Raw genomic sequence first — 12,449 nt, 5'->3', positions numbered from 1 at the left:
AAATACTCGTGTACGTTCATACTTGACCCGCGCGCCAACTCCTTTCTCGCGGTTCTTCACGACCGCTCGGATTCTTATTTTTCTCTATCCAGCGACTGCATCAGCCGCCAGACATTCAGGATACCGGCACTACCACCAAGAAGCGCGAAAATAACCAGAAAAAGTGCCCGGTAATGGAACCAACGGTCCAGTCCCCAGCCCACAAGAACTCCTGCGATCAAACCACCCAGCATTTCGCTTCCTGCCCGGGCAGCAAATGACAGGAGTGATTTATCCTGCGCATCCGGCTGATCGACATTCGGCTGCTTCACCGCGACACGCTGTTGCGCGGCACGTAGGCGCTCTTCGAAAGGAGTTTTGTCCTCGGTCATTCCGCACCTCCGGATCGGGTGCATCGGCTTGCTAACGACCCCGCAATTCCCTGTCAAGCAAGCATGACCTTCCTGTAATCAATCGACACAGATGGTTGCTGCGAAAAACGGACGCGGAAGCAGGCCTTCCCTACCCCTAAACCTTTTGTAAACGTCTGTAGAAACGCTGTTTTAACGTTCTTTTCCGGCCTTTTAACAGCCGTCAGCGCAAGATTGGTGCGACACTCTCATCGAACTCAAGAACATCCGTTGGCGATTCCAAATTCAGCGTCAGTCTTTCACCGGACGGGCCAGGCAATTTCCCGCGGAGACGAGAAGGCGCTGACATGACAACTTCCACCAGTCTCTCTGGTTCCGGCTCTTTTGTCCTGAGTGGTGAAACAGCAACTATTGATCCGGGAACGGTCGTTTCGGCAGCTACGGTGGTCGGCGGTGGCAAACTTGTCGTAAGCGGTGTTGCCAACGGCACGCGCCTGCAGGGTACAGCCGCCGGGCAAGCACATGAAATTGTTGTGAATGGCGGAACAGAGCAGAACGTCACAGTGGCCGCCGGCAAAGTCGAAGTGCAGGCGGGAGGGCTTCTGAACACTGGCGTCGCTCTCTCAGGCGGCTCGATCCTGCTTGATGCGGGCGCTACGGCGGACACGGTCGTCGCGGCTCAAGGCGGGACGGTCAATATTTCAGGTGCCCAAGTCTCCACATTGCTCTTCACAGGGGGTAGCGCGACCATAGCAAACGCCACCGTGCCCATTTCGGGAATATCCGATGGATCGCTGACTCTTCAGGCAGGCGCTTCGACGACAGGTTTTATTGTCGGGTCCAGCGGTCGCCTTATTCTTGAAGACGGCTCAGCAACCGGCACTGTCATCAGTGGAGAATCGGCTGAGGAACGCATCATCCCGATCCTCTCCAGCGGCGGCGTTCAGGAAAGCAACTTTCTGATCATGAGCGGCGGCTCCCAGATTGTCTGGAACGGCGCGACAGTGACGAGCGGAACAATCGACGCCGGGGGCACTCAGTTTTTGCAGGTCGGGGCCTCCGCCAATCAGGTCGTCGTCGGTGCTGCCGGTTCCCAGATTATCAGTGCGGGCGCGACGGCAACGGACAGCACGATCGAAAACGGCGGCTCCGTGCAGAATGACGGCACGTTGTCCTTCGATGGACAAAGTTCGATTCTGGGCGAAATCTCCGGCAGCGGAAGCATTCAACAAACCGCTTCGGGCGCAACTTTACGATTTGCTTCCGGCGCGCTGGAACATTTCTCCGGCACGGTCAGCCTCTCGGGTGGCACGGTGATCGTGGAAGATGGCGCCGAAGCCGCGCATGTGCATTTCGATTTCTCAACGTCCGGCGGCGAATCGCTCGTGCTGGGCTCCTTACCTTCCTCCCTGTCCGTGAGTGGGTTCGGGCAGCAGGATAAGATTGTTCTTTCGGGTGTAACGTCCGGCGCAACCCTTGCTCTTAACAGCGGGTCTGAGCAGCTGGTCGAATCGGCTGGCATGACGCTTGAAACCATCTTCCTCGGGAGTGGCTACGATTACAGCACGGCGAATCTGCAACTCGTCGAAAATGAAGACGGCACGGGTGCGACCCTGAGTTTTGGCGGGCAGGTCTCCCCGCATGTCGATATGGTGCTGAGTCAGGGACAGACTTCCGCTCACATCAGTCAGGGACAAGCAGGAGGAATCCCGACGGGCACGATGGCGATCAACACCATCGTTGACGTAGGCGGCCGCCTCTATGTCGATGGGACCGGCGTTCAGGATCAGATATCTGGCATAGAACAGGTCGATGCGGGCGGCCGGGCCATGCAGAGCACCGTGTATGGCAATCAGATCATTCTGAAGGATGGCGTTGCATCGGCAAGCAATGTGATCGGCGGCGTGCAGTCCATTGAAGGTGGCACGGCCGTCGATACTTTCGTCACGGGGCGCGAGGATACGGCCTCCCCTACAGGCAACAGTGCGATCCAAGGCGTTCAGATCGTGGGCAGCGGGGGTGAGGCAGACAATACGACGCTCACAGTCGGTTCCGTGAACGCCCTCTATCTGGCGAACGGCGTCGGCCTTTCCGATGTCTATCAATACGTGGATGATGGCGCTTCCGCCTCCGACACAGTCCTGACGGGTCTACATCTAGGCTGGATGTATCATACCTCCCCAATGTGGGCGGACGGCTACGCGCATCAGATCGTCGCATCCGGCGGCCAATCGATTCGCACGACAGCCAACGCCAATGCGATCATCGACGTGCAGGCGGGAGGCTCCGCTTCCGATGTCTCCCTTGATGGCGGAACGCTCATTCTCGAAAATGGCGCGCTCTACACGGGTGTTCTCACCTTCGTGCCTAACAGTGATTCAGGCAGCGCGACCTATGGCTTTGCCGGTGCGCACACGACACAGTCGATTCTCCGCACCAGCGTGGCGCAGATAGAGACGATCACCATCGCCGGGTTCGATTCGATGGGAACCGTGACGCAATTCGGCATCACGGGTGGCACATCCTCTTTGGGTTCCCAGACAATCAGCACGGTGAACGAGATCATTCTCACCGACCTGACATTCACAGGCAGTCAGGGAGAAATCGACACGGCTTATATCGGGCAGGACGACATTCTGACGGTGGTGGAAGGTGGCAGGAGCGTAACCCTCCATCTCAGCGGGACCTTCGGCTCCCCCTTCTATTTCCAGAACGCGCCCGACGGCGGAACGATGATTACTTACGGGGTGCCGTGCTATTGCCCTGGCACCCGCATTGCCACGCCGGATGGGGAGCGCTCCGTCGAGACGCTTGAGATCGGCGACATGGTGCTCACCGCGTCAGGTGAAGCTCGACCGATTCGCTGGATCGGTCGCCGGAGTTATGACGGGCGCTTTGCCGCAGGTAATCCCGATATCCTCCCGGTCGCGATCCACGCTGGCGCATTGGGGAATGGCCTGCCACGCCGCACACTGAAAGTATCACCGCTGCATGCAATGGCGCTTGATGGCGTTCTGGTCCCGGCGTCACTGCTCGCAAACGGCTCCAGCATCGTGCAGATCAGAAAGGCGCGCCGCGTGGATTACATCCACATCGAACTTGAAACGCACGACCTCATTCTGGCCGAAGGCGCAGCGTCCGAAACGTTCGTCGACGATAACAGTCGGAATATGTTTCATAACGCAGTGGAATATGATGCGCTCTATCCGGCTTCGGAACATACACCCGCAACTTTCTGCCTGCCGCGTGTGGAAAGTGGCGCCTTGCTTGAAGACCTCCGTCAAAGATTGGGAGAACTGGCTCAGGCTGTCATGGAGCGCAATCGGGTCGTCGGATTTGTCGATGTGGTGACGGAGAATGTTGTTGAAGGCTGGGCGCGGTGCGATGCCATGCCTGATGAACCAAGAGAGTTGGTGATTTTCTGCCGAGAGCAGGAAGTCGGTCGTGCGCGGGCGGGCCGGTTCCGCGCCGATCTGACGGAAGATGGTCGTTTTTCCGGAAGATTCGCCTTCAGGTGTGAACTTGAGACTGCCGTTCCTGCCACCCTGCTTCGCGTGGAAGACGCGGCGACAGGACAGATCCTTCTGAATCCCGCAGTCACAACTGCCCGCAGTGTCGCCTGAAGTAGAGGCCGTTTGTAAATATTTTAGGGTTTCGCGCGACACTTTCGTCGATGAATGTGTCCGCACTCTCCGCCGCGTCTCTCCACCAGAAATCGCCTGACAGCGGGATTCTCGGCTTTGTCGATATCCTCGATCATGTGCCCGGAGAGGGGTGGAAGATCGCGGGGTGGGTGAGAAGCCTTGCCGCACCTGCCTCACGGTTTTCCGTGGCTGTGCTCTGTCACGGAGACGAAGTTGCGCGTGTCACTGCGGATGGTTTCCGGCAGGATCTCGTGCTGCCGGGACAGGCGGACGGGCATCATGCCTTTTCGGTCCTGATCCCGGATCATCTCGTCAAGAACGCGACCATTTCAGCCTTCAATGTCGTAGCTCTGCCAGATCGCCTGCCCCTGCCTCTCGCAGATCATCTGGTCTCCGCCGTTGCCATCAATCTGAGAGCATCCGTCGATATCGTCGGAAGAGACCGCGTGGCGGGATGGCTTCTCAACGAAAAAGCCCGTGATGCCCGCCTGAGTGTCGCAGTGCTGGTCGACAACATGCTGCGTTACCGCACAATCGCCAACAAATCGCGTCCGGATTTGCGAGATATCGGGTTAGGCGATGGTCGGTATGGCTTCGACATCATGCTCGATCCGCCGCTTTCGGCCGATACCGATCATACTGTCAGCGTCATCTGTTCAGAGACCGGCGAACATTTGCCGGGGTCGCCAATACATTTTCCCGCGAATCGGCGCTTTAACGAGACATTCAGGCAACATGTAAAGCAGACACTCAGTGGCATTGCTTCAGGCCGTCAACGAGAGGCGGCGCTCGAATTCCTTGCTTCTCAGGCGGATATGCTCCGTGGTCAGCAGGGACGCGACGATTCCAGAGAAACCGCAACCCTGCTGCATCGGTCCGCGCGACGGCTTGGAGATGCAGCAGGAGACGTGACGCCGTTTCGCATTCTCTTCATCGACGATAGAGTTCCAGACCCCTCGCGCGATGCTGGGTCTGGCGCCCTGCTCTCTCACATGCGGGCTGCCCGTGACCTCGGCCATGAAATCAGCTTCATGGCTTCTGCCGTTGCGCCTTCCCCCTCGGCCGTGAGGGAGCTTGAAAAACTGGGTTTCGATTGCTGGCATCCGCCTGCCTATCCGACGATCGAAACCCTTCTTAAATCCCAGCACAATTCTTTCGATGCGATCTATTTTCACCGTCTGTCGAACGCGAGCCGGTATCTTGAACTGGCCCGCCTCTACATGCCCGGCGCGCGCCTGATCGCCAGCGTGGCCGATCTTGCGTGGTTGAGGCTTGAGCGACAGGCTGTCGCGGAAAATCGACCGGAACTCCGCACGCTCGCCGGACAGGAAAAAGTCCGCGATCACATGGCGACATGGGGTTCTCATGCCGTCATCACGCATTCACCCGTTGAAGCCGATCTGCTGGGCGCTGCTGTGCCGAGCGCCAGCATCCATGTCGTTCCGTGGCATCTTCCGCTGAAGCAAGAGCCTCTTCCATTCGACAGACGGCAGGGTGTCGCGTTCGTTGCTCATTATGGCCATGCTCCAAATCTGGATGCGGTAAAATGGCTGGTCGAAGAGATATTTCCCATCATCCACAGTCGACATCCTGAAATCGAACTCCTGCTCGTTGGAAGCGCCATGCCGGATGCCATCGTCAGGATGGATGAAACGCCGGGAGTGCGTGTGCTGGGGCATGTTGCGGACCTCGACGCGCTTTTGCGGTCCGTCAGATTGACCATCGCGCCTCTGCGTTTTGGCGCAGGGATCAAAAGCAAGGTTCTGGAAAGTTGGGCCGCTGGCATTCCCTGCGTCGCCACCCCCCTTGCCGTTGAGGGCATGTCACTGCCGACAGAACTGCGAACATCTGTTGCAAGCAGTGCGAATGATCTCGCTGAATGCGCGATCAGGCTCTATCAGCATCAAGAAGAGGCCGAGGCGCTTTCCGTGGCGGGACGAGAGTATATCCGGGTTCGTCATTCAGAGGAGAGAGTGCGCAATGCGCTTGAGCGAGGGCTCGGCCTTCCTCGACGCCCTTCCTGCGCGCAGAAATAATCGTTTCCACTTTTGGGAAGCACGATCAGAATGCCCCAACATATTATTGTAACATTTTGATTTTTCAAGATTATAAAACAAAGCCTTCATCAATCAGTCACTGAAAGCCGTTTTCTGGCTTCTCTTTGCTCCCCTCATGGTTGCAATCGCGACAGATGCCCTGCATCTTCCGCCCCGCTTGAGAGAAAGACGCGCCGGATAAAAGGGGTGAATATCGCTGTTTCCGGCGTTTCCCTGTTCGGAGCTGACGGAGAACGGTCGCCTGCGCAATGATGTATTATAGTCGTATCAAACTGCTCTCCGTGGCAGCCGTATGCTTTCTCGGATTGCTGCTGTGTGTACCGAATTTCGTTCGCAAGCCTGCCGCCTCCATCCCGTGGCCCCAGATCCATCTCGGACTTGATCTTCAGGGTGGTTCCTATCTCCTGATGCAGGTCGATCTCTCCTCACTGACGCAGGAGAGACTGCAAAGCCTCTCCGACGGCATGAAGCAGACCCTCGTTCAGGAAGGGCTGGGATATCGTGACGTCCATCTCGATGCGAACAAGGCCACACTTTCCTTTCAGCCCCGCGATCCATCCGAGAAAGAGCGGGATCTGAAGGTTCTTGCTAACCTGCCCCGTCTGGTTCCAAACGAATTTTCCGTTGATACCGCCGCTGACGGCTCTCTGCGCCTCACGCTCTCCGATGGTGCATTGCGGACGCGGGCGCACGACGCCGTTTCGCAGGCCATTGAAATTGTGCGCCGCCGTATCGACGCAACGGGTGCTGTCGATCCTCAGATCACGCGGCAGGGTGAGGACCGCATTATCGTGGAACTGCCCGGCATCAGCGATCCGGAACGTATCAAGTCCCTTCTGGGCACGACTGCCAAGATGACCTTCCGGCTGGTTGATGAGGTTCCGCCCAACAGTCCACTCGCGCCGCCCGGCACGGTCATGCTGCCTCTGGCAGATCATCCGGATCAGAAACTTGCCGTGCGTGAGCATGTCGATGTGGATGGCGTCAATCTCACCAATGCCGGTGCAACGACAGATGACCAGACCGGTGGATGGGCTGTCAGCTTCTCTCTCGATTCTGTTGGAACACGTGCATTTGGCGACGTGACGCAGGCCAATGTGGGACGGCGTTTCGCCATCGTTCTCGACAACAAGGTGATCGAAGCACCGGTCATCCGCACCGCCATCACGGGTGGAAGCGGGATCATCACGGGCAATTTCGATGCCCATCAGGCGACCGATCTGGCCCTGCTTCTCCGTGCGGGCGCGCTTCCTGTGCCACTCTCTGTGGTGGAAGAACGCTCCATCGGGCCGTCCCTCGGCGCGGATTCCATTCGGGCTGGTGCGATGAGCCTTGGAGCAGGCTTCCTGCTGGTCATCGCCTTCATGGCGCTGTTCTATGGACGTTTCGGTTGGTACGCCAACCTGGCGCTGTTCGCCAATCTTATCCTGATGCTGGCGATTCTTTCCCTCTTCGGCGCGACGCTGACGCTGCCCGGCATGGCCGGCATGCTGCTGACCCTCGGTATGGCGGTTGATGCGAACATCCTCATCATCGAGCGTATCCGCGAAGAATTGAAGCGCGGGCGCACGCCACTGGCGGCAATGCAGGCTGGTTTTGAGCGCGCGACAGCCACGGTTCTGGACAGTAACGCGACAGCCTTCCTTGCCCACGTCATGCTGTTCGTGTTCGGAACCGGGCCGGTGCGTGGGTTCGCCCTGACGATCACCATCGGTATCGCCACGACACTGTTTTCCACCCTGCTGCTCTCGCGGATGCTGATGGTGCGTTGGTACGCCCTCACCCGTCCGTCGACACTTCCGGTCTGAGAGGCGCGAGTCATGTTTGAACGTCCCCTTCTGCGCTTTGTCAGCAAAGACACGCATATCAACTTCATGCGTGGACGCTTCGCCGGGCTGGCCACGTCCGCCGTGCTTTCCCTCGCCTCCATCATCCTCTTCTTCCATCCCGGTCTGACACTGGGACTGGATTTCCGTGGTGGTATTGTTGTCGAAGCCAAAACGAACGGCCCTGCTGATTTTGGCAAGATCCGGGATGCACTTTCCGCGCACCACATCAAGACGGATGGTCTTCAGGCGTTTGGGGGGCCGGACGATGTGCTTATCCGGCTCGGAGCCGATGAAAACACCAAGACGAATGTCGTCGTGGATGAAGTGCGGCACGCTGTAACGGAAGCACAGCCGGGTGCGACAATCGTGCGGGCCGATGCCGTGGGCGCATCTGTTTCCGCTGAACTGTTCCGCAATGGCCTGCTGGCGCTGGGCATCAGCCTGCTGATGATTCTGGCCTATATCTGGTTTCGATTTGAGTGGGAGTTCGCACTCTCGGCCGTTGTCACGCTGGTGCTGGACCTGACCAAAACCGTCGGTTTTCTGGTGCTGACCCATTTCGAGTTCGACCTCGTCATGGTGGCGGCGATCCTGACGATTCTCGGCTACTCCACCAACGACAAGGTCGTGGTCTATGACCGCGTGCGCGAGAATCTCCGGCGGTACCGGACCATGCCGCTACGGGAACTGCTGGATCTTTCCATCAACGAGACACTTAACCGCACGCTCGGCACATCCTGCACGGTGTTTCTGGCCGCGCTTCCTCTTGCGATTTTCGGTGGTGCAAGTCTGTCGGGATTTGCCTGGGTGATGCTGTTCGGAATCGTCGTCGGCACGTCCTCGTCGATCTTCATCGCGGCACCGCTGTTGCTCCTGCTTGGAGAAAAACGGCTGCGGAAAGACACGCGGCCTGCGGTCAAACAGGAAGTCGTCTGAACGCCGGTTCTAGCGGGAACCGGTAGTTCTGATCGCACCAGTGGGAATGGCCGGAGCACCATCGAGCGGCTGAGTTGCAGCGATCAGGCGCTCCACCGCCTCATTGGCGGCTTTCAGATTCGTCGAACCGGGCGCCGAACTCTCGTGCGCAACGGCAAGAAGCGCTTCATGATCAGCACGGATCAGATCAAGAAGCTGCCGGGCATTCATCCCTCCCGACATGACCGCGCCGCGCGCCATGCCGTGCGCCATCAGATAGCTGTAGACCAGCGTATGCGGCGTGGGTTCAACCTTCACAACCGGAGCAGCCTGACACGCCGCCAGAATGCCGCAGAGGCTGAGAACACGCCACCGGGACAGTATCTCCGGAAGACGATGCCGTCCCGCCTTTCTGTCCTTATGCGTAACGGCCGCCGTCATACTCTCTCCTTCGGTCGCGCAGCCCTCTGCGCCTCATTCAGGACTGTATCAGTCGAAAGACACCGTCACCAGCGCCACGATTTAACGGCGGCTCAACCAGAGGATAACGGACAGAAGAACGCTCAGCAGAATGCCGGTGGTGATCGGCATGTAGAAGGTGAAATTTTCACGGCGTATCAGAATGTCTCCCGGCAGACGACCGATGGGCAGACGGCTCAACCAAGGCCAGAGCGCACCAGCGACAATGAACGCGATCCCGATGAGAATGAGCAGACGCATCATTGATCGTAACTCCTCTCGCGGTGAAAAATTTGTCACACTTTCAGGCGAATAATACCCAGCCAAAGCCTTCAGCGTGGAAAGGCGCGCCTCGCGCTCTTATACATGGTGAGGCACCCGCATCATCGACAAGGTTGACGTGTGATTTTCCCATGCGTATCGCCCTGCGGCAGCAGCCACGGACAAAAGTAAGGACCTGACCATGACAAAATCGGCACCAGTGATTGCCGTGGATGGGCCAGCCGCGGCCGGAAAAGGCACCCTTGCCAAACGACTTGCCGAGGAGCTTGGGCTTCCTCACCTTGATACAGGCCTGCTGTATCGCGCGGTGGCCCGGCTGATGCTGAATGCGGGGCTGGATCCTGCCGCCAGTTCTGGCGAGAGGGTCGCCCGTGATCTGTCCCCGGCCGATCTCCAGCGCACCGATCTGCGCACGCCTGACGTGGACGCCGCAGCTTCCCTCGTGGCCCGGGATCAGGCTGTCCGTCAGGCGCTAGTCGACATGCAGCGCCGCTTTGCGCGCGAAAGCGGCGCTGTGCTGGATGGTCGTGACATCGGCACGGTCATCTTTCCCGATGCGGACGTAAAACTGTTCATCACGGCGACGCCCTATACGAGAGCCATGCGCCGCTACATGCAGAATGGCGGAACGGATTCCGCGCCTGATCGGGAAGAACGCATCCGGGTGGTCGAACAGGCGCTGATCGCGCGTGATCATGCCGACAGCACGCGCGCTTCCGCTCCATTGCGCATGGCTGATGATGCCGTCAGAATCGATACCGACGATCTGTCCGCGGACGAAGTGCTCACCGAGACTCTTCGGGTGGTGAGAAATGTGCTGGCCCGCAGGACTGAGCAGTCCGTCACCATTGTGCAGAGCGTGTGCTCTTGACCCCGCCCGCTGAGGACGATCCCCACACGCACGGCGCAGGATGCAGCCATGATCATCATGATCATGACGACACCGCTCATGCACATGATCATTCCCACGACCACGACCACGACCACGATGGTCACGATCATGGGATTTTCGGCCATCACCATCACGCCCCGGACACCTTTGGCGGGATCTTCGCATTCAGCATGGTGCTCAACAGCGCCTATCTGATCGTGGAGGCGATCTGGGGCGTGATGGCCAATTCCCTCGCCCTGATGGCCGACGCCGGACACAATTTGTCCGACGTTTTGGCGCTGGGGGCCGCATGGCTGGCGCACGTTCTGGCCAAACGCTCTCCCTCGCAACGCTACACTTATGGGCTGAGGCGCTCTTCCATTCTGGCAGCCCTTTCCAACGCCGTGATCCTGCTGCTGGTGACAGGCGGCATCATCTGGGAGGCCATTCTTAGGCTTATTTATCCAGCCGAGACCATTTCTGGCCAGATTGTGCTTGGCATTGCTGGACTGGGTATTCTGGTGAATGGCGGCACGGCCCTCCTGCTCATGAAGGGCCAGAAGAATGACCTCAATATCCGGGGCGCGTTCCTGCATATGGCCACAGACGCCCTCGCTTCTTTCGCGGTGGTCGTTGCCGGTCTTCTGATCATGCTTACCGGCCTGCAATGGCTCGATCCCGCCATCAGTCTGGCCCTGTCGGCTCTGATCGTCCTCGCGACATGGTCGCTACTGCGGGATTCTCTCGACATGGCGCTCGATGCCGTGCCGAAAGGGATGGATATGGAGGCGATCAGCGCTTACCTGCTGGCGCTGCCCGATGTGACCGACCTGCATGACCTCCATGTCTGGGCTATGAGCACGACGGAAAACGCTCTGACGGTGCATCTGATCCGGTCCCAGAATATGGACAGTGACCATCTCATTGAAGAAATCCGGGAAACTCTGCGGACACGTTTCAATATCGTGCATCCAACGATCCAGATTGAAACCTCTCCCTGCGCCATCAATTGCGCGGCAGAAGGACACTCCTGTGTCTGACGGTCAGTCCTTCAGTCAGCGCAAGAATTTTGTCGCGTGGATTGGTCTCGGTGTCAGCATTGTCGCCCTTGCCCTGAAATACGCCGCATGGGCCGCGTCAGGCAGCGTGGCGCTGAAGTCGGATGCGCTGGAGACCATCATCAACGTCGTGGCGGCTGCAGGCGGTCTCTGGGCGATCCGGCTTGCCGAGCGGCCTGCCGACGACAACCATACTTACGGTCACTACAAAGCCGAATATCTTTCAGCCATCATTGAAAGCGCCATGGTGCTTGTCACCGCGCTGATGATTGCGAAAGCGGCTTATGACGGCTTTCTGCACCCGCAGGAACTTCATTCGCCGTGGATCGGCATTCTGCTGAACAGCGCCGCAACCGTGATCAACCTCGTCTGGGGGCTGACCCTGATGCGGATTGGCCGCAGCATGCGTTCCCCTGCTCTTGAAGCTGGCGGCCACCATGTATTGTCGGATGTGTGGACGGGGTTCGGGCTTGTTGCGGGGCTGATGCTCATCCCCGTTACGGGCTGGCACTGGCTTGATCCGGTTATCGCCGCGCTCATCGCCCTCAACGTGCTGCGGGTGGGCTGGGAGATGCTGAAGCAGTCCGTTTCCGGTCTGATGGATGAAGCGCCGGATTTGGACACGCTTTCAAAATTAAATGAAATCATCGCGCAAAAAGCCATCGGGGCGATCGAGGCGCATGACATTCGCATCCGCGAAGTCGGCGCCATGACGTTCATCGAGTTTCATCTGGTGGTGCCCGGAACCATGACCGTTTCGGTCGTGCATGACATCTGCGACCGCATTGAAGCGGGGCTCAGAGCCGAACTCGGACGATGTGTGATCAACATTCATGTCGAGCCCGAGCACAAGGCGAAGAACTCTGGCATTGTCCTCGCTCACGCCACCCGCACCGTCGAGAACGCGGACATGACCGCGTAGAATGATGGAACCAAAAGGCTGCTCGGGACTTGGAATAGGGTGTGATCGAGCGTAAGCGCTGG

Annotated in this window: 11 protein-coding genes; 8 read left to right on the top strand and 3 right to left on the bottom strand. The window is 58.6% G+C overall.

Annotated features, from left to right (window positions below):
- Positions 1-74 precede the first annotated feature (74 nt).
- Positions 75-371 carry an AtpZ/AtpI family protein gene (locus ABF824_RS08025; protein WP_415487829.1) on the bottom strand — a complete coding sequence of 99 codons (297 nt, stop codon included), beginning with the start codon at positions 369-371 and terminating at the stop codon, positions 75-77.
- Between the two features lie 326 nt (positions 372-697).
- On the opposite strand from ABF824_RS08025, the gene ABF824_RS08020 reads away from it, so the two are divergent.
- The 4 genes from ABF824_RS08020 to secF all read left to right on the top strand — a co-directional run bounded on the left by ABF824_RS08020 (position 698) and on the right by secF (position 8,816).
- Positions 698-3,973, top strand: a complete 3,276-nt coding sequence (locus ABF824_RS08020) for a Hint domain-containing protein (protein WP_415487827.1) — start codon at positions 698-700, stop codon at positions 3,971-3,973.
- A 50-nt stretch (positions 3,974-4,023) separates the two neighbouring features.
- Positions 4,024-6,030, top strand: a complete 2,007-nt coding sequence (locus ABF824_RS08015) for a glycosyltransferase family 4 protein (protein ID WP_415487825.1) — start codon at positions 4,024-4,026, stop codon at positions 6,028-6,030.
- A 269-nt stretch (positions 6,031-6,299) separates the two neighbouring features.
- Positions 6,300-7,859, top strand: a complete 1,560-nt coding sequence (gene secD, locus ABF824_RS08010; protein WP_415487823.1) for a protein translocase subunit SecD — start codon at positions 6,300-6,302, stop codon at positions 7,857-7,859.
- Positions 7,860-7,871: 12 nt separating this feature from the next.
- The gene (gene secF / locus ABF824_RS08005) at positions 7,872-8,816 is read left to right on the top strand and encodes a protein translocase subunit SecF (protein WP_415487821.1); all 945 of its coding nucleotides are present in this window, start codon (positions 7,872-7,874) and stop codon (positions 8,814-8,816) included.
- A 9-nt stretch (positions 8,817-8,825) separates the two neighbouring features.
- Here secF and ABF824_RS08000 read toward each other — a convergent pair whose 3' ends face one another.
- Both ABF824_RS08000 and ABF824_RS07995 read right to left on the bottom strand, forming a co-directional pair.
- Complete coding sequence (locus tag ABF824_RS08000; protein ID WP_415487819.1) at positions 8,826-9,236, bottom strand: hypothetical protein; 411 nt, start codon at positions 9,234-9,236, stop codon at positions 8,826-8,828.
- Positions 9,237-9,317: 81 nt separating this feature from the next.
- Complete coding sequence (locus tag ABF824_RS07995) at positions 9,318-9,518, bottom strand: DUF2905 domain-containing protein (protein WP_415487817.1); 201 nt, start codon at positions 9,516-9,518, stop codon at positions 9,318-9,320.
- Positions 9,519-9,717: 199 nt separating this feature from the next.
- On the opposite strand from ABF824_RS07995, the gene cmk reads away from it, so the two are divergent.
- The 4 genes from cmk to ABF824_RS07975 are packed head-to-tail and all read left to right on the top strand — an operon-like array spanning position 9,718 to position 12,387.
- Positions 9,718-10,407: a (d)CMP kinase gene (gene cmk, locus ABF824_RS07990; RefSeq protein ID WP_415487815.1), complete on the top strand. Its 690-nt coding sequence runs from the start codon at positions 9,718-9,720 to the stop codon at positions 10,405-10,407.
- Positions 10,408-10,455: 48 nt separating this feature from the next.
- Positions 10,456-10,623, top strand: coding sequence for a hypothetical protein (locus ABF824_RS07985; protein WP_415487813.1), 168 nt, complete (start codon positions 10,456-10,458; stop codon positions 10,621-10,623).
- Positions 10,599-11,447, top strand: a complete 849-nt coding sequence (locus tag ABF824_RS07980; RefSeq protein WP_415487811.1) for a cation diffusion facilitator family transporter — start codon at positions 10,599-10,601, stop codon at positions 11,445-11,447. Before ABF824_RS07985 ends, ABF824_RS07980 begins: the two co-directional genes overlap by 25 nt.
- Positions 11,440-12,387, top strand: coding sequence for a cation diffusion facilitator family transporter (locus tag ABF824_RS07975; RefSeq protein WP_415487809.1), 948 nt, complete (start codon positions 11,440-11,442; stop codon positions 12,385-12,387). The genes ABF824_RS07980 and ABF824_RS07975 overlap by 8 nt, the downstream gene beginning before the upstream one ends.
- The last annotated feature ends 62 nt before the right edge of the window (positions 12,388-12,449 follow it).

The organism is Acetobacter sp., assembly GCF_047721705.1.
GTDB lineage: Bacteria > Pseudomonadota > Alphaproteobacteria > Acetobacterales > Acetobacteraceae > Acetobacter.
This window is presented reverse-complemented; position numbering and strand designations above follow the sequence as displayed.

Coding starts and splice junctions, on each gene's coding strand:
- ABF824_RS08025 (WP_415487829.1), bottom strand. CDS start 371: ATGACCGAGGACAAAACTCCTTTCGAAGAGCGCCTACGTGCCGCGCAA.
- ABF824_RS08020 (WP_415487827.1), top strand. CDS start 698: ATGACAACTTCCACCAGTCTCTCTGGTTCCGGCTCTTTTGTCCTGAGT.
- ABF824_RS08015 (WP_415487825.1), top strand. CDS start 4,024: ATGAATGTGTCCGCACTCTCCGCCGCGTCTCTCCACCAGAAATCGCCT.
- secD (WP_415487823.1), top strand. CDS start 6,300: ATGATGTATTATAGTCGTATCAAACTGCTCTCCGTGGCAGCCGTATGC.
- secF (WP_415487821.1), top strand. CDS start 7,872: ATGTTTGAACGTCCCCTTCTGCGCTTTGTCAGCAAAGACACGCATATC.
- ABF824_RS08000 (WP_415487819.1), bottom strand. CDS start 9,236: ATGACGGCGGCCGTTACGCATAAGGACAGAAAGGCGGGACGGCATCGT.
- ABF824_RS07995 (WP_415487817.1), bottom strand. CDS start 9,518: ATGATGCGTCTGCTCATTCTCATCGGGATCGCGTTCATTGTCGCTGGT.
- cmk (WP_415487815.1), top strand. CDS start 9,718: ATGACAAAATCGGCACCAGTGATTGCCGTGGATGGGCCAGCCGCGGCC.
- ABF824_RS07985 (WP_415487813.1), top strand. CDS start 10,456: ATGATCATCATGATCATGACGACACCGCTCATGCACATGATCATTCCC.
- ABF824_RS07980 (WP_415487811.1), top strand. CDS start 10,599: ATGGTGCTCAACAGCGCCTATCTGATCGTGGAGGCGATCTGGGGCGTG.